This is a genomic window from Paenibacillus sp. Z3-2 (assembly GCF_054161325.1).
In genome coordinates this window covers 854113-870808 of sequence record NZ_CP096397.1, presented here as the reverse complement: position 1 = coordinate 870808, position 16696 = coordinate 854113, and the positions used below count along the sequence as shown (strand labels likewise).

At 46.6% G+C, this 16696-nt stretch carries 17 protein-coding genes; 5 read left to right on the top strand and 12 right to left on the bottom strand.

Annotated elements, in window-relative coordinates:
* Positions 1-14: 14 nt before the first annotated feature.
* The 8 genes from bioC to M1D71_RS03735 form a co-directional block, all read right to left on the bottom strand.
* On the bottom strand, positions 15-878 hold the full coding sequence (gene bioC, locus M1D71_RS03770; protein WP_458125307.1) for a malonyl-ACP O-methyltransferase BioC: 864 nt from the start codon (positions 876-878) through the stop codon (positions 15-17).
* Positions 865-1656 carry an alpha/beta fold hydrolase gene (locus M1D71_RS03765; protein WP_458125306.1) on the bottom strand — a complete coding sequence of 264 codons (792 nt, stop codon included), beginning with the start codon at positions 1654-1656 and terminating at the stop codon, positions 865-867. The genes bioC and M1D71_RS03765 overlap by 14 nt, the downstream gene beginning before the upstream one ends.
* 4 nt (positions 1657-1660) lie before the next feature.
* Positions 1661-2830, bottom strand: coding sequence for an 8-amino-7-oxononanoate synthase (bioF, locus tag M1D71_RS03760; protein ID WP_458125305.1), 1170 nt, complete (start codon positions 2828-2830; stop codon positions 1661-1663).
* 13 nt (positions 2831-2843) lie between these two features.
* Positions 2844-3842: a biotin synthase BioB gene (bioB, locus tag M1D71_RS03755; RefSeq protein ID WP_458125304.1), complete on the bottom strand. Its 999-nt coding sequence runs from the start codon at positions 3840-3842 to the stop codon at positions 2844-2846.
* Between the two features lie 6 nt (positions 3843-3848).
* On the bottom strand, positions 3849-4580 hold the full coding sequence (gene bioD / locus M1D71_RS03750) for a dethiobiotin synthase (RefSeq protein WP_458125303.1): 732 nt from the start codon (positions 4578-4580) through the stop codon (positions 3849-3851).
* Positions 4577-5935 (bottom strand): adenosylmethionine--8-amino-7-oxononanoate transaminase, encoded by a 1359-nt coding sequence (gene bioA / locus M1D71_RS03745; RefSeq protein ID WP_458125302.1) that lies wholly within the window; start codon positions 5933-5935, stop codon positions 4577-4579. Before bioA ends, bioD begins: the two co-directional genes overlap by 4 nt.
* A 565-nt stretch (positions 5936-6500) precedes the next feature.
* The gene (locus M1D71_RS03740; protein WP_458125301.1) at positions 6501-7280 is read right to left on the bottom strand and encodes a sirohydrochlorin chelatase; all 780 of its coding nucleotides are present in this window, start codon (positions 7278-7280) and stop codon (positions 6501-6503) included.
* A gap of 1 nt (position 7281) precedes the next feature.
* Positions 7282-7572, bottom strand: coding sequence for a YerC/YecD family TrpR-related protein (locus M1D71_RS03735; RefSeq protein WP_017690665.1), 291 nt, complete (start codon positions 7570-7572; stop codon positions 7282-7284).
* A 456-nt stretch (positions 7573-8028) separates the two neighbouring features.
* Between M1D71_RS03735 and M1D71_RS03730 the strand changes: the two genes are divergently transcribed.
* The 4 genes from M1D71_RS03730 to M1D71_RS03715 all read left to right on the top strand — a co-directional run bounded on the left by M1D71_RS03730 (position 8029) and on the right by M1D71_RS03715 (position 11306).
* Complete coding sequence (locus tag M1D71_RS03730; protein WP_458125300.1) at positions 8029-8667, top strand: tyrosine protein kinase; 639 nt, start codon at positions 8029-8031, stop codon at positions 8665-8667.
* Between the two features lie 132 nt (positions 8668-8799).
* Positions 8800-9888 (top strand): DNA alkylation repair protein, encoded by a 1089-nt coding sequence (locus M1D71_RS03725; RefSeq protein ID WP_458125299.1) that lies wholly within the window; start codon positions 8800-8802, stop codon positions 9886-9888.
* A gap of 247 nt (positions 9889-10135) precedes the next feature.
* Positions 10136-10864, top strand: coding sequence for an SDR family oxidoreductase (locus M1D71_RS03720; RefSeq protein ID WP_458125298.1), 729 nt, complete (start codon positions 10136-10138; stop codon positions 10862-10864).
* On the top strand, positions 10836-11306 hold the full coding sequence (locus M1D71_RS03715; RefSeq protein WP_336765317.1) for a MerR family transcriptional regulator: 471 nt from the start codon (positions 10836-10838) through the stop codon (positions 11304-11306). Before M1D71_RS03720 ends, M1D71_RS03715 begins: the two co-directional genes overlap by 29 nt.
* A gap of 124 nt (positions 11307-11430) precedes the next feature.
* Here M1D71_RS03715 and corA read toward each other — a convergent pair whose 3' ends face one another.
* The 4 genes from corA to M1D71_RS03695 all read right to left on the bottom strand — a co-directional run bounded on the left by corA (position 11431) and on the right by M1D71_RS03695 (position 15719).
* Positions 11431-12390, bottom strand: a complete 960-nt coding sequence (gene corA, locus M1D71_RS03710) for a magnesium/cobalt transporter CorA (protein ID WP_458125297.1) — start codon at positions 12388-12390, stop codon at positions 11431-11433.
* A 307-nt stretch (positions 12391-12697) separates the two neighbouring features.
* Positions 12698-13687: an anion permease gene (locus tag M1D71_RS03705; RefSeq protein ID WP_458125296.1), complete on the bottom strand. Its 990-nt coding sequence runs from the start codon at positions 13685-13687 to the stop codon at positions 12698-12700.
* A 14-nt stretch (positions 13688-13701) separates the two neighbouring features.
* Complete coding sequence (locus tag M1D71_RS03700; protein WP_076215091.1) at positions 13702-14319, bottom strand: DUF47 domain-containing protein; 618 nt, start codon at positions 14317-14319, stop codon at positions 13702-13704.
* A gap of 326 nt (positions 14320-14645) precedes the next feature.
* Positions 14646-15719, bottom strand: coding sequence for a DUF3048 domain-containing protein (locus M1D71_RS03695; RefSeq protein ID WP_458125295.1), 1074 nt, complete (start codon positions 15717-15719; stop codon positions 14646-14648).
* 337 nt (positions 15720-16056) lie between these two features.
* Here M1D71_RS03695 and M1D71_RS03690 point away from each other — a divergent pair, with 337 nt between their 5' ends.
* Entirely contained in the window at positions 16057-16596 is a 540-nt protein-coding gene (locus M1D71_RS03690; protein ID WP_062836230.1) for a DoxX family protein, read from the top strand.
* Positions 16597-16696 lie beyond the last annotated feature (100 nt).

Here is a 16696-nt window from a genome sequence, read left to right as displayed (position 1 = left end):
CTTTAATCCCATGATTAATAAGGAGCCACGGATTGAATGAATAGGAGATCATAAGTTGCAGAGACTCCCCCCTGTATGCTGAATTTATCTTCGTACTCCTTATACATATTGATGAACAAACGTCGTAAACTGTGCCCAGATATCGATACTGCTTCTGAAGCGCTAGCTCCCATTCCTTTAACCGAATATAGAAAATCTCTTGCGGAAGCATACTTCTCCATATGAATCGAACGCTCACAAGCGAAACTAGAATATCCGGTTTCCTGAAGCATGGTTTCCCATTGAACAGGCGATTGAAACGAAAGTCCATGCCGCTGTGCTTCCATTTCATTGGCTCGATAAACTTCATTAAATGCCTCATGCATCTCATGAAATGTATCAGGCCCAAATGTTGTAAATATGAGCAAGCCCCCAGGGCGTAGCATTCGCCGAAGGTGACCCAGTGTTTCCTGCGGAGAACTTAGCCATTGAAAACAGGCGTTGGAAACAATGATATCCACTGAGCAAGCCGGGGCATTTACTGCCCACATTTCGATATCTGCTTGTAGAAGACGTAAACGATCCGTTGTACAACTCCCAGAACCTGGATGCTGCGCTGATAGGAACCGTTTTGAAGCCACTTCGATCATCTCGGGTGCAATGTCAAGTGCAGTAATATTCGCACTAGGCCATTCATTCACTACAATTTGAGTCAAAGCCCCCGTGCCACAACCGATCTCAAGAATGCTCGGATTACTTATGAACCCTTTGTTTTTCCATCCTGCGAGAGATCTTGCTAGCTGATCAGCCATAGAACGCTGAACATGAGCATGTGCATCATAAGAAATGGCACTACGATTAAATTGGCGTTGAACAGCCCTACTTCTACGAATGGTCATGCCACCATCTCCTCCATTCATCAGCTATGTGTACTTCCTTTCCCAAAAAGGGCGCATGTCCGCAGGCGGTTAATGTAACTAACTTAGCTTGAGGTAATTGAGTCATAAGCTCCAATCCAGCGCCGTAAGGACAAATCACATCTTCATTCCCGTGAATGAGAAGAACCGGACAATCGATATTTGACAGTTGAGACAAGCATTCCTCGCTTCGTAAAATCTGAAGACCTGCTAGTAGTGCTCGAGTTGTCCAGCTACCCATTTGAGGTAGACGTTCAGCAAGGCCTGTCTCCCATTCTTGCTCCGTAAACATGATCTTTCGAAATTTGGTTTCAACTGCATATCGATCCTTTAAGATCCCTTTGATCATCTGCCTAACGTATGCATCTGCCAAGCCGCGGTCAAACTCTTCTTCTGAGCGGGTAAAACGAGCCGTTGCACCGAACAGTACAAGGCCATCCACGTAACCTTTAGCCGCTAGTCTGAGCGCCAGTAAACCTCCGAGCGACCAACCTGATATCAGAAGCGGACGGTGAAACATTCTTTCCCTGCAAGCTGATCCTTCAATAAATAACATATTCCTAACTGCTGTTTCAGTTAAGCACAGCATTTCCTCTGGAGAATTGACAGCACTGTAATCTACAGAAATATGGCGAAAATCAGGCAATAACAGGCGAAGACGGTCAAACACCACATCTGGCATACTCCATCCCGTTAGCCATAATATGGTTCCGCTTGTCTCTTCTTCAATTTGCAGCGGATTATTATCTGAAGCATTCATGAGCTCAGCACCCTAACTGAAGCCCGATTTTGCAGATTAGTGCGCTGGCATTATTCAGTTCCTCAGGGGTATGGTCGGCTGATAAGGAGAAGCGAATTCGCGCGGTGCCATCAGGAACGGTAGGCGGCCGGATGGCGACCCCAGCAATACCGCCTGCTTCAAGTGCCTCACTGAAACGAAGAGCCCTTTCGTTATCACCGACCATTAGCGGTACAATAGGAGAGTCCCCGGTTCCAACGTTAAACCCGGCATCATAAAGCGAAGAACGAAATAATCTACTTGCCGAGTGGAGGCGTTCGCGACGCCAATGATCCGCCTGTACCAAAGTTAACGCTGTTGAAATACCAGCTACGAGAGAAGGCGGCAATGCCGTTGAGTAGATGAGCGGCCTGGCTTTGTTGATGAGAAAGCGGATTAATATTCGGCTGCCGCAGATATAAGCTCCATATAAACCGAATGATTTGCTAAACGTCCCCATATGCACATCTACATCATTTTGCAGACCAAGCTTAAAGCAAAGTCCTTCGCCCCGTTTCCCGTAGATGCCCCCGCTGTGCGCCTCATCCACCATCAGAATTGCCCCGTACTCATGTTTGAGGGCAACGAGTTCAAGCAAGTGTGCTTGATCACCATCCATTGAAAAGACGGCATCCGTAACAATCAGCTTACGTGGTTTATCCCGATGTTTGTTCAATAACACCTTCAGATGCTCTATATCATTATGTCGATACCGAGCATGTTCCGCACGGCTCAGCACAATACCGTCCACTATGCTGGCATGGTTTAATTGATCACTAAAAACCACATCACCCCGGCCTACAAGTGCACGAATGACACCAGAATTAGCCATATAGCCATTTGCAAAAACAAGCGCGGCTTCACTATGCTGCCAAGTGGCCAGTGCTTCTTCCAAGTGACCATAATGCGGCCGATTTCCAATAACAAGACGAGATGCCCCCGAGCCTCCTCCTTCGGTGAGAAGCATCTCGCGAATCGTATCAATGATAGCGGGATGTCGTGCAAGTCCTAGATAGTCATTGGAGGCCAGGTTGAGGAGCACTCGGTCTCCCCTCAACGTATAACCAGGACAATCTGGAACCGCGGCACTGTCACGCAAGTAACGTTCATTGGAGGCATCAGCCAATAACCCAAGTTCTTTTTCCATCCAGTTCATATTCCGTACCGCCCTAAAGTGCATTTAACTCAATCTCAAAACCCAAATCTTCAATCATTTGATAATCGTTCGATATTTCTTGACCTGCAGTTGTTAAATAATCACCTACAAAGAGTGAATTTGCAGCATACAGTGACAAAGGTTGCAGCGTACGGAGGTTGATTTCGCGTCCACCCGCAACACGAATCTCTTTAGATGGACAGATGAACCGAAATAGTGCCAGTACCTTTAGCGCCTTCATAGCCGGAGTGCGTCCTTTTCCTTCCAGAGGGGTCCCTGGTATCGCATTCAGGAAATTAATCGGAATCGAATCCGCATCAAGCTTACGGAGCGCGAAAGCCATCTCGACAATTTCCTGATTACTTTCCCCCATACCGATAATGACACCGGAGCAAGGGGACATGCCGTATGCTTTTACCTTTTCCACTGTTTCAATTCGCTGATCATAGGTATGAGTTGTGGTGATCAACGGATAATTGGTCTTGCTTGTGTTCAAGTTGTGGTTGTATCGGTGCACACCTGCTTCCGCCAAACGTTCTGCTTGGCCTTCCTTCAAGATTCCTAGACAAGCACAGATTTTAAGTGGCATCGTTTCACGGATTTCTTTTACCGCCTCTACAACTTGATCCAGCTCCTTATTCGTGGGACCTTTTCCTGAAGCTACAATGCAATAGGTTCCTGCTTTACGCGCCATAGCTTCGTGTGCTCCTGCAAGCAACGTTTCTTTGTCGAGCAAGCTATATTTTTGGATGGGTGCGGTGGATACGATGGATTGTGAGCAATAACCGCAATCTTCGGGACAAAAACCGCTTTTGGCGTTGATGATCATATTCAGCTTCACTTTTTTGCCGTAAAAATATTGTCTCACATGAAAAGCAGCTTGCATCAGCGGTAATACCTCATCGTCATTTGCTTCAAGTACGGCAAGCCCCTCTTCAATGGTTAAACATCCACCATTCAACGATCGATTCGCAATCGACAACCATTCTAGATTACTTACCGTTGTTTTCATATTTATTCATCCTCCCATGGATTGAACTGTTATTGCCTGTCTGATTGGTGTTAAACGGATCTTTTCTCGAATCACACGGATCAACAATTCCGTATTTATTTCGTCCATTAAGCGGGGAATGCGTCCAAGAAAGGATATGCCGCAATAACGTTCAATCAGATCCGCGTTCGTTGCAATGCTTGAGTCGTTATAAATCTCGTCAGATTCACCGTCGTTCAGAATAAAACCTACGATCGGAACCCCATGCTGCTGCAGGTATGACACAGTAAGAAGTGTGTGATTAATCGTACCTAGACCCGTCCGCGCAACGATCAAAGCCGGTGTCCGAAGCTTCGAGATCAAATCCACTACAAGAGAGTCTTCGGTCAGTGGAACAGCGACGCCGCCTGCCCCTTCGATGAGTACCCATTCGTATCGACTTGCCAACGACTGACCAGCGCTGATTATCTCCTGCAACGTAATAGCAACCCCAGCCTGCTTGGCAGCGAGCATCGGGGTAAGATGAGCTTTGAATGTAAATGTCGCAACATCCTCGGCACGCTCATGAATTCCGGTGTATTGCAAAAGACGTTCCGCATCGGTTTCTCCGCTACCAAGAAGTCCACCGGACTGCACGGGCTTCCAGACGCCTATATTCCGCTTTTCAGCACGAAGGGCGGCGACAAGAGCACCTGTAACGATTGTTTTCCCAACACCTGTGTCCGTACCTGTTACGAATAATCCGCGAATTACATTCATGTTTCCAAACCACCTTCGGTGACGTCACAAATTGATTTCATTAAGATATCGATCATTGCATCAAGCTCTGCCTCTGTGCTAGCAAGAGGAGGAATGAACACAACAACATTGCCAAGCGGTCTTGTAAGCATGCCAAGCTCTCTGGCCCGCCCGGTTACACGAACGCCGATACGTTCGGCCCAATCGTACGGTTCCCGAGTAGCTTTATCCCGTACAAGCTCAATTCCTAACATCAGTCCCTTTTGCCTGATATCACCGACGTGCGGAGAATCTTTAAGCGCTGAGAGCTTGTACTCTACAAAAGACGCCTTTGCTCTTACACCTTCTAACATGTTGCGCTCTTCAAACCGTTTCAAGCTAGCCAAAGCAACGGCGCAGCCGAGCGGGTTACCTGTAAAGGAATGACCATGGAAAAATGTTTTTTGCTCTTCATAATCGGCATAAAATGCGTTGTACACCTCATCTGTTGCCAGTGTCGCTGCCACAGGTAAATAGCCGCCTGTAAGGCCTTTGCCTACCACCATCAAATCAGGTGATACCTCTTCGAGATCACAAGCAAACATAGCGCCTGTCCTACCGAAGCCTGTCGCCACCTCATCGGCTATGAAAAGTACGCGATAAGTACGGCAAAGTGCCGCCATCTCGCGTAGACAGCCCTCTGGCATAATAAGGATGCTACTAGCCCCTTGCACAATCGGCTCCACGATGATAGCCGCGATTTCATCTGCACTGGTTTCAAGTAAATTACGTAATGCGATTAACGTAGCTTCCATTGCTTCCAGTTCGCCGTCCTCATGTCGATATACGTAAGGATATGGAATGACATAAGTAGGAAACATCATGGGACGGAACACAGCATGGTACAACGGAATTGCACCGACACTAACCGCACCAATCGTATCTCCGTGATAGGCTTGATTCATCGTAATAAACTTCGTTTTACCGGTTTCTCCTCGGTTCTTCCAGTATTGAAACGCCATTTTCACTGCGATCTCAACACCGGTTGCTCCCGAATCGGAATAAAATACTTTATTTAATCCTTCTGGGGAAATCTCTACTAGTTTCTCTGCAAGCTCAATAGCGGGCACATTAGCCATTCCGAGTAGAGTAGAATGTGCGACACGTTCCAACTGATCCGTTATTGCTTGGTTCAGCTCCGGTACGTTATGTCCGTGAACATTAAGCCAAACCGAGGAGAAGCCATCATAATAGGCACGTCCTTGGACGTCATACAGCATGATGCCTTCGCCTCGTTCAATAATGAGAGGATCGGAGTTATTGTAATCTTTCATCTGCGTAAAGGGGTTCCATAAATGAGCCTTATTTATAGCTGCAAGCCGTTCATAATGCGTCACAAGATATCACCTTCCGTTAGATCTTTTCAATTGTTAACCAAATTAATTATTTAGGTTAACAATTGAATGTTGACATCTTATCAGACAAAAACGTACCTGTAAAGAGAATCATTTCAGGATTTGTTTTGATTTATCCCCCCTAAAATTTACTAGATGGAACCTACGTGAGTGCGGACTGGCGGACTTCGAGAGATAGATTCAGACGACAATATTCCTCCATTAGAACCCTGATCCTTCACTCTCTCTGCGCGGATTGAACCCGGAATTTCGCCTCGTAGAGGGTTTTGCCAAACACAAAAAAAACACGCCTGATTCGGCGTGTTTTTTTGTGTTTGGCAGAGATTGAGCAGGAGGTACGAATCCTGATTATATAACTTAGGAGAATATTCGAGGACTATGATATAAGCCGTATCTCTTGACTGATTTCGCAGCCTTCATACTGAGCACTCCACATGTCTAAAGTGCAACAAAAACAAAAAAAAACGGCATCTCTGCCGTTTGTGTTTAAGCTGTTGTTAGAGCTGCAGGGAATAATAACCGCTGGTAGCGACCAGTTTTCCCTAAACTAAACCTTGACCTCATTACATCTCTCCAGCAAAATCTGGATCTGGCGCTCCAGCCACTGTCCAAGCAATGGATGCGGCAACAGCGTCTCACCACTGTACACATAGTCCAATTCCTGCAGTCGATCCGGAATTACATTCCTTGTGAAGTAACCAGCACTCAAAAACAGCGGCGCCACAATGACTCGGTTCCCCCGCTCTTCGCTCCAGTACTTCACTTTGTCGTGCACGCTCTCTGGATTAAGCAACGCATAATCGGTATGAGCTACACTACTCAACTCCTGTACGCGCTGTGCCAGGGAAGAAATCCCGGCTTCCCAGCGCTCGCGAAATCCATCATGAATACTCCCGTGCCCAACCAGCAGAATCGTCTCCTGCTCAGGTAGTTGTGAGAGTAACTTGACCTTGTCCCACACCATCACCGCGATATCCGGATCGTTATCCACTGGATAACCGAAGTGAACCCGAGCCTTTACATTAAATGGTTCAAGATCCGTTTCCCGCTCCGGTGCTTCCTTTGCGCCAATCGCAAATTCAATTTCATCCACATGTGTACTGCCAGACGACACGAACAGAGGTACAACCAGAATATCGGTTACACCTTGCGCTTCCAGTCGGTCGATACCGTCCTGGATCAGGCGTCCTTCCACAAGTTCAAGAAATCCCGCTTCAACTGGCAACGGGCTGGGCAGACTCAACCGGGAGATCGCGTCATCGACGGATTCCACCCAGGTCTGCTCCTGAGAACCGTGACTGATGATGAGTACACCCGGCTTCTTCATATTAACGTCCCAGGCGTTCCAGCGTCATTTTATAACCATCATTGCCGTAATTCAGGCAGCGTTTCACACGTGAAATCGTGGCTGTACTCGCGCCTGTCTCTGCTTCAATCTGGTTATACGTATTGCCTTTACCCAACATACGTGCCACTTCCAGCCGTTGGGACATGGATTGGATCTCGTTTACCGTGCAGAGGTCATCGAAAAAAACATAACACTCTTCAATATCTTTTAGAGTCAAGATAGCCTCAAATAGTTGTTCAATGCTTTTATCATTTAGCTTTTTCAGCTGCATTTCATCATCATCCCCTAGCGGTTACTGTGTACCTACATTGTACTCACCCTGAGTTGGTATTTCAAGCGTTACCGATTTCACGCACTACAGAATAAAAATACATGTTACCGCTTACAAAAGGTACTATTGTCCTCCCCTCGCGGACATCCAGTGAGATTATAGCGCTATATCCCAGTTTTCACCTGTATATTTCCGATTACTTATGTAGGAGTTCGACCACCCCAAATGTTACAAATTTGTGTCTAAACTTCATTTTCCTGTATGGAAACCTGCCAGCATGTCTACGCGCCCAAATCCGCAAATATCCCGTTTTCCGTGATACTCGCCTACGCCGTCTCTCCGCGAATGACATACAGTATAGCAAAAGGGAGTTCCACTAGGGTCTATGATGTACATCTGTCATGCAACTCATGGAACGCAATTCCGAAATCCAACATAGAAGGAACGTGATCGTTCATGCCACAGCATTATTATCACCGCCAGCCAGCACCAGGGCAGCGCCCGTCTTCTCATGCTCATCGGCAGGCGCATACTTCTGCCTATATGCCACACGGTGTGGTCCCGCGGTCTTTGAATGAAACTCAGATCCAACCGATGTATCCTGGCGTTGATCCACAATACCCGAATTTTGGCGAAGTCGAAGCATCTGCAATCGTACCGTATGGGCAAGGGGCTTCCGGCGGGAACTTTTATGGAGGGGGAGCTCAGGTGGTACCCCCAGTTCCGGTACAGGCGCCTGCTGCTTCAAACAGTTCCGGATTTTCATTAGCCAACATCGGTGAGTTAAAAGGAATGATCGACCGCTTCGGCGGAATTGACGGAATCATGAGCGGAATAGGCAAAATGCAAAAGGTCGTCGGTGGCATCCAGCAGATGGCTCCGATGATGAAGCTCGTTATGGGCATTCTGCCTTTTGGAAAAGGAAAAACGAATAAAAGCGCGGCCGATGCAGACTATGAAGAATATACGCCGCCACGAAAACGTACGCGCAAGCGTCGGAACAAACCAACAAGTCCCCCACGTCGCCGCAATACGACTCCAACCCGTCGCAAATCCAATTCCACGAAGCGCCGTCCCAAAAGTCGCAAAGGTTAAAAAAATCCAGGCACCCCCTTATAGAAGGCGGGTGCCTTAACGCCGTTTATCCATATACATAGAAAAATCCAGGAACTTACGTTCTTATTCTGTGAATTGAGGTATACTGGATAATAACGAAGGAGGCGGACCATGGAACTTTTCAAAGACAAATACACTCCCGCATTAATCGATCGGACCGGTGAACTGTTACGTCAATTCTATCCCAAGCTGGATACACAGCAATTTCGTGAATTGATTTTCGCTGAAGGCTGGGAACAGTTGGAGTTCAAAGCACGGATTCGCCGAATCACACTGGCCTTGACCGAAGTGCTGCCCGACAATTATGAAGAAGCCTTACATATCATCGAACAAGCAGCCCCTAATATGAGAGGTGTTGAATATCTGTTTGTACCGGATTATATCGAAGTGAATGGACTGGACCCCGCGGACTACGAGCTATCCATGAAGTATCTGACCGTCTTCACACCTTATTCCAGCTCCGAGTTCGCGGTACGCCCGTTTATTGAACGTTATCCCATCCAAACCATGAAGCACATGATGGCGTGGGCAGATAGCGACAACGAACATATCCGTAGACTTGCCAGTGAGGGTAGTCGGCCCCGTTTGCCATGGGGTGCCAAACTTCAGGGATTCATCACCGACCCCACACCGGTACTTCCAATTCTGCATGCGTTGAAAGCGGACGAGTCCCTGTATGTTCGCAAAAGTGTGGCCAATCACCTGAATGATATCTCCAAGGATCACCCTGAACTCGTCATGGATATGGCCACGACCTGGTACGGACAACATACACACACAGACTGGATTGTCCGGCATGCAAGTAGATCATTACTGAAGAAAGGACATCGCAAAGCGCTTAGTCTTTTTGGTTACAATGAGCAGGATTCCATTCACATAGAGCAGCTTCAGCTTGCTCACGATACAGTCGCTATTGGCGAGGATCTTCATTTTTCGTTTGATGTGGTCAACGAGAGTGGCGAGTCACAGATGCTCAGAATTGAGTACGAGATGGGCTATATGAAGGCAAACGGCAAACAGGCCCCTAAACGATTCAAATGTTCCGATAAAATGTACCCGACAGGCAGAACCAAGGTAGCCACCAAACAGTCGTTCAAAGTCATTACAACGAGAAAATATTATGCCGGCCTGCATACGCTTACCATTCTTGTGAATGGTAAAGAGGCAGCAACGACTTCTTTTGTTCTTGAGATGGAGTAACAGGAAGACATCGTAAGTTATACACAGCTGCTTGTAGCGGAATAGTTATTCACATGTGGATATCATTAAAAACATATTTAACCGAATGCAAAAGTCTGATACAGACGGGTATTCGGTTATTTGTGCGCTCCCGTCCCGATTGCTTCTTCCAAATTCCCCTGTTGACTTGGAGCACACTCCAAGTTGTACCATTCGGTGATCACCACCCCACATGCTTATACATTACTCATGAAAAGAGGAATAACAGATGCAAACGAAAAAGTACGCTCTAATTACTGGAGCCAACAAAGGAATCGGATTTGAAACCGCTCTGCAGTTAGGAAAAATGGGATATGTCATTCTCCTGGGAGCGAGAAATGAACGAAAAGGCGAGGAAGCAGCTCAACTCCTGGTTAACAAAAATATCGAGGCTCATGCAATCGTGCTTGATGTAACCCGCCAAGCTACCATTGAGGCAGCTGTCCATCAGATTAAGCAAAAGTTTGGCTCCCTGGACGTGCTGATTAATAATGCAGGAATCTCTGCTGGAGGGGCCACTCCGCCCAGTCAGATCTCTCTGGAGGACATTCGGAAAACCTACGACACCAAACTCTTCGGTATGATCTCCGTTACTCAGGCGATGCTGCCTTTATTACAGCAATCCTCTGCAGGCCGAATCGTCAACCTGACAAGTGGCCTCGGCTCACTTGCATATAATAGCGATCCCAAGCACGAACATGCCCAATTTAACCTACTCGCTTACAACAGCAGTAAAGCAGCCGTTAACATGTTCACCGTTACGCTTGCCAAAGAATTCAGAAACACACCGCTTAAGATCAATTCTGCTGATCCCGGCTTTACAGCAACCGACCTGAACGGCTTCACAGGATTAGGCACCGTGAAGCAAGCAGCTGCTATAGTTGTTAAGTTAGCTGTCCTGGATGAAAATGGTCCCTCAGGAGGATTCCATGGAAACGATGGAGAACTACCTTGGTAATTCCAATACTAAGGAGTCTGATCTCATGCAGAACATTCCAGACATCGTTACTTCCATCCGGGAAGCAGCTAATCTAACGGGTTTAACTGAAGATACCATCCGATATTATGAAAAAGTAGGCCTACTACCTTATGCAGAGAGAAAAGCGAACGGGCATCGACAATATAGCAAGGATCATATCCTTGGCATTATTTTTTTGACAAGACTCAAGGCCACCGGGATGACCATAGAACAAATGAAGCACTATCGAGAGCTATCTGAACAGGGACCTGAAACTCTGTCTACGAGATACTCCATCCTTGAAGAGCATCAGCGTAAAATTCAGCAGGAGATATCGAGACTGCATGAAACCTCAGACATTATAACGTATAAGCTCCAGCATTACCGGGAGATTTCAGAACATCCCAATCTTGATGACCCTCACTGTGACGCTAAATTCTAGAACATCCAGCGGCCTGCTGGAATTTTGGAGACCATAAGCGATGATCTTTTTTTGTGTATCCACATGTGCCAAAAAGATCATCGCTTGTTACATTATATACATTTTGATAACTGACACATTTGCCCTACTTAAACCAACCGCGCCTTACAAACCAGGCCACCATGCTGCCACCAAGCACAAACATCAACAGCAGCACCGCCCCGTACCCGAACTTCCACTGAAGCTCAGGCATATAGGCAAAGTTCATGCCATAGATTCCGGCGACCAGCGTGAGCGGCATAAATACAGTCGTTATTACCGTGAGTGTCTTCATGATCTGATTCATCCGGTTGGAGTTCAGGGAAATGTAACTGTCGCGCAGATCAGCCGTCATCTCCCGATCGGCTTCGATCATGTCCGTCAGCTTCAATAAATGGTCATAGATATCGGTAAAATAAGCCGTATGTTCCCCTGTTCGCTGCACATGCTGGGAGTTTACCACCCGATAGAGCAGATCCCGCATCGGTACTACTGTTCGTCTGAGCTTTAGCAATCGCGTGCGCAAGTCAAACACCTGGTTCATTAAGTCTTCAACCGACTCTTGTCCACCCCGGTTCTCCAGTTCAGCCAGTTCATCTTCAATGGCAAATAAAGACGGAAAATAATGATCGACCAACTTGTCCATCACCGTATAAGCTGCTGCCACTGGACCTCGCGCCCAGATGGTTCGTTCATGTGCATGATGCAACAACCGTTCCCACGCTTCATCCACTTCTTCCAATACACCATGATGAAAAGAAACAAGGAAGTTCGCTCCGAGAAACAAGTCAACCTCCTCGGCTTCCAATGTGGATGGATTCAGTGCATGCAGCACAAGAAACTGCAAATTATCATAATAATCGAGCTTAGGCCGTTGCAACACATGCAGACAATCCTCTATAGCTAAGGGGTGAAAATGAAAATATGTATCCAGCAAACGGCTTTCCTCTTCCGTTGGCTGGTTAAAATCTGCCCATACCCAGGCGTAATCGTTCAGATCCAGCTGTGTAAGCGGAACGTTAACGAAGACTTGATGTTCTCGTGTAATGGCGAGTGTACGAATCATAAATTAGACCACGTCCTTGTCCTGTATCTTTACGTTATTGTACACAGGTACCTTCAAACTCGACAACAAAAAAAGCCAACCCTGTTGGCTTCTCTCATTTCCCTATCCACAGTTCCCTGTATCCACAGGAATATCTTCTTTTGGTTTATCATTCCACGGATGGCTATCCACATATCCAGCCTGTCCACACGTTCATGCACAGGCGTCTCTTGATTTTGGTTGTATAATTGTCCACATATCCCGATATTCACACAGTTATGAACAGATTGTCTGGTAACCCCGAATTCGTTCGGGATAACTTCTGTATTTAGAAAATAATCCAGTAGAGCAATCCTGCCAGTCCCGCAGTAATCGGAATCGTAATGAACCATGTAATAATGATACGTCCAGCAAGTCCCCATTTCACAGCAGAGAAACGTTTCGCGGAACCTACACCCAGAATAGCCGATGTGATCGCGTGCGTTGTACTCACTGGAAGATGAAGCAACGTTGCTGTGAAAATAACGGATGCAGCTGACAGATCGGCGGCAAAACCGTTGATTGGTTCAATCTTAAAGATCTTGGTACCCATCGTTTTGATGATTTTCCAACCACCGATCGATGTACCCAGAGCCATTGCCGTTGCCGCAGAGATTTTAACCCACAGCGGAACATCCAGATTATCCTGCACACCTGCTGCTACGAGGGCAAAAGTAATGATACCCATTGCTTTCTGAGCATCATTGGTGCCGTGCGTGAATGCCTGCAATGCTGCCGTGAAAATCTGTACCGTACGGAAACCTTTGTTCACGTTATGTGGACTGCGTTTGGCGAAAATATATTTGAGAATTATCATGACCACATAACCGATTGCGAATGCAATCAGAGGCGATAACAACAACCCTCCGACAATATCCGTAAATCCGCTCCACTTCAGCTTATCCGATCCGGCACCTACGAATACCGCTCCTGCCAGGGCTCCAATAAGTGCATGTGACGAGGAAGACGGAATACCAAACCACCATGTAACCAGGTTCCAGATAATCGCTGCGATCAAGGTGACGATGACGACCTCGATCCCGTTATCCAGCGTGGTGGGGTCGGTCACACTCCCCCCAATCGTCTTCGCAACGCCTGTAAACATCATCGCACCGACAAAGTTCATCACCGCTGCCAGGAGGATCGCACGACGTGGCGTTAGTGCCCGTGTGGATACCGATGTGGCAATGGCATTGGCTGTATCGTGAAAACCATTGATGAAGTCAAACGCCAGTGCAAGGAAGACGACTATACCTAATACCCAAATCGTTGTTTCCATTATTCTCTGGCTCCTTAAGAATTACGCATAATGATGGATTCGAGCACATTCGCTACGTCTTCACAAGCATCCGTTGTCGTCTCAAGACGCTCGTAAATTTCCTTACGCTTGATCAGTTCAATCGGATCAGACACGGTAGCGAAGAGATGTTTGATACACATGCGCAGCACTTCGTCGCCCTGGTTTTCCAGATCATTCAAACGAATGGTGTACTCACGGATGGCCAGCAATTTTTTCTGTGACAGCAAATGAATCGCCTTCTGAATTTCGTAAGCCGATTGGCGCAAAATTTCAGAGAACTGAACGATGAATTCGTCCGGATCCGTCAGTTGGTACATATAGAAACGGGAAGCCGTTGCTTCGAGCCCGTCCAATACGTCATCAAGAGTTGTTGTCAGCTCCATAATATCATCGCGTTCGATCGGCGTGATAAATGTTTTGTTGAGTTCTGTAATGATCGTATGCACGTAATCATCACATTTCGACTCGTACTTCTTCATTTCATTGGCAAAAAGAGTCACATCCTGAAGGTTGGAAACATGCTGGGAGAAATAATCTGCCGCTTGAACAACCGTATCTGCCATGTTCTCCAGTGTCTCAAAAAATATATCCTTCTTCTTCTTAAGCTTCATAGCTCTATCCCCTTTACGAGAAATTGCCGATAACCGATGAAACATGAAATGACAACCTTTGATATCTTATCATATTTGTTTCAAGGTTTGTACAAAAGGTGCGATCCTTTTTTATATTCTTATCACATTAATCTGAAATGAATCTTAATTATTTGGAATAATGGCAAATTCAAGTCCATATTTTACACTGCGTTTACAATTCGACACCAAAATTTGGATCCGACACCATTCTTCTTTTCACGCAAAGGTAGAATTTAACGCCTTTTTGACGGCAAAATGGATCCTTCTTTCATCGTTTTCTTTCATTGCATTCGACTTTATTGAACTTATTGAACCGCCAATTTTACATGACTCGCAAACTCAGGTTGATTCGGAACAATGCTGATAAAGGTTTTGCCTGGCACAAGAGCCACTTCACTGCCACCCTGAACAAAACGGATAATGTCACCCTGCTTCTTCACCCACTGTCCACGGATCATTTTGCCCTTCTGAAACAGCATGGCCTCACCGCCCTGCTCCAGATTGACGGACAACCTGCCTACACTGTCGAGCACCTTATGATCTGCACCTGCCACTATAATGTTCGCTGCACCAAGCGGATTCCCGTTATCGAGATCCTGATCTGCTTTACCATTTACCATTCTCATATATCGTCCGCTAACTTCATCATAATCATACGTCACTCGATAACTATCCAATAAATAATGGATATCGAATTGCTTCACCGTCTCTCCTGCGGACGTCGCGCCTTCTTCGTTATAGATGTATACCGGGGACTTGAAGTCATGGCTGTATCCCTTGATATCTGCCCCCTCTCTTAGCTTGTCCGCTGAAGTATACAGATTATGTGGAGCTTTACGATCAGAGGAACGCCAGAAATATGGCCCACCATTCGAGATCTCATCCATATGCTGTTTCTGCTGCCTTTGCAAAATGGAATACGCCTCCGGGCTGCCTCCGGCATGAACAAGTACCCCATCGTAACTCTCGCCTAGTTCAATCAGATACGGACGTATGCTGCGTACAGGTCCAACCGTCTCAGCACCACCTTCACTCTGGAAGATTGCTATGAAACGGGTAATGCCTCCCTCTGCGAGGACTTCCAGAATGATATCCGCTGAACTCAGACCCGATTGGGGACGAGCTGCAGGGGCATTATTAATCATCACGGCGAGTGGACGCCGCGTAATGGCTTCATCTACAGGTAGACCAGTTAGAGGTGCTGTGAAAAGAGACGTACTGGGTTCCTCTACAGTCTGTTCTTCTTGCACAGGTGCAGGTGTCGGTTCTGGCTGAAGTGGCATCTGGGTCGCCTCTTGATTTTGGCAGGCAACAAGACTCAATGAGAGAATAAACAGCGATGCAGCCGATGTTGCTTTGTTCCATTTAAAAAGCTTCAATATAGGACCTCCTGAACGATATGGCCTAGTTCTAAGTTGTGATATATGTCTCATGTAGGCAACCATTTCACGTATTTCTTTCCATTTAATCACACACGATCTGATTTGTCTGCGCCCAGAAGGCCTTGATACATCATGTAATTCACATTTGAAACAGCATATCGCGGGGAAAATATGTCCTAAATGTGAACTTCTTAAACCTTACTTAAAATTTGAACTAGATTGTGATTTTAATCACAAACAAAACGACTTTTGAACTATACAATAAAGACATCAAAGGTGATCACTTAGAAAAACAAAAACAACACACACTAGATTCCATGAAGGAGTGGTTCATATGTTCAGCTTCAACCAATGGCTTAGAGAAAACAAAGTGGCAATGTGGATTTTGACAGTACTTCGGGTATACATCGGGTATGATTGGATGACTCACGGATGGAGCAAATTGACTGGCGGATTCCAAGCTGGCGGGTTCCTCGCCGGAGCAGTCGGCAAAGCAACCGGTGAAAACCCTACAGTTCAAGCATGGTGGGGAACATTTCTTGAGAAATTCGCTGTACCGAATGCAGGATTGTTCGACTTCATCATCCCGCTCGGTGAATTCCTTGTAGGTGTAGGACTCTTACTCGGCTGCTTTACAACACTGGCTGCCCTGATGGCTCTCGTCATGAACTTCGCGTTCCTCTTCTCGGGTACAGTAAGCACGAATGCTCAACTGGTTCTGATGCAAATCTTCCTGGTTGTTGCTGGTGCAAATGCAGGTAAAATCGGTCTGGATCACTGGGTACTGCCTTACCTTCGCGGATTGATCACTCGCAACAAAGGCAATCATCCTAAAGACACACCAACCATTAGCCCAACTCAAAAAACAGCTTAAGCAATCATTCATAGCATTCTCGGCCCTGCTCCCAATCCCCCTGGAGAGCAGGGCTTTTTGCTTTCCAAGATCATCCTGAATGCCCTGCCTGACTTGCCCA

What these genes read in the sequence shown, in the direction of transcription:
- bioC (WP_458125307.1), bottom strand. Translation starts at nt 878, where the DNA reads ATGACCATTCGTAGAAGTAGGGCTGTTCAACGCCAATTTAATCGTAGT.
- M1D71_RS03765 (WP_458125306.1), bottom strand. Translation starts at nt 1,656, where the DNA reads ATGAATGCTTCAGATAATAATCCGCTGCAAATTGAAGAAGAGACAAGC.
- bioF (WP_458125305.1), bottom strand. Translation starts at nt 2,830, where the DNA reads ATGAACTGGATGGAAAAAGAACTTGGGTTATTGGCTGATGCCTCCAAT.
- bioB (WP_458125304.1), bottom strand. Translation starts at nt 3,842, where the DNA reads ATGAAAACAACGGTAAGTAATCTAGAATGGTTGTCGATTGCGAATCGA.
- bioD (WP_458125303.1), bottom strand. Translation starts at nt 4,580, where the DNA reads ATGAATGTAATTCGCGGATTATTCGTAACAGGTACGGACACAGGTGTT.
- M1D71_RS03740 (WP_458125301.1), bottom strand. Translation starts at nt 7,280, where the DNA reads ATGAAGAAGCCGGGTGTACTCATCATCAGTCACGGTTCTCAGGAGCAG.
- M1D71_RS03735 (WP_017690665.1), bottom strand. Translation starts at nt 7,572, where the DNA reads ATGCAGCTGAAAAAGCTAAATGATAAAAGCATTGAACAACTATTTGAG.
- M1D71_RS03730 (WP_458125300.1), top strand. Translation starts at nt 8,029, where the DNA reads ATGCCACAGCATTATTATCACCGCCAGCCAGCACCAGGGCAGCGCCCG.
- M1D71_RS03725 (WP_458125299.1), top strand. Translation starts at nt 8,800, where the DNA reads ATGGAACTTTTCAAAGACAAATACACTCCCGCATTAATCGATCGGACC.
- M1D71_RS03720 (WP_458125298.1), top strand. Translation starts at nt 10,136, where the DNA reads ATGCAAACGAAAAAGTACGCTCTAATTACTGGAGCCAACAAAGGAATC.
- M1D71_RS03715 (WP_336765317.1), top strand. Translation starts at nt 10,836, where the DNA reads ATGGAAACGATGGAGAACTACCTTGGTAATTCCAATACTAAGGAGTCT.
- corA (WP_458125297.1), bottom strand. Translation starts at nt 12,390, where the DNA reads ATGATTCGTACACTCGCCATTACACGAGAACATCAAGTCTTCGTTAAC.
- M1D71_RS03705 (WP_458125296.1), bottom strand. Translation starts at nt 13,687, where the DNA reads ATGGAAACAACGATTTGGGTATTAGGTATAGTCGTCTTCCTTGCACTG.
- M1D71_RS03700 (WP_076215091.1), bottom strand. Translation starts at nt 14,319, where the DNA reads ATGAAGCTTAAGAAGAAGAAGGATATATTTTTTGAGACACTGGAGAAC.
- M1D71_RS03690 (WP_062836230.1), top strand. Translation starts at nt 16,057, where the DNA reads ATGTTCAGCTTCAACCAATGGCTTAGAGAAAACAAAGTGGCAATGTGG.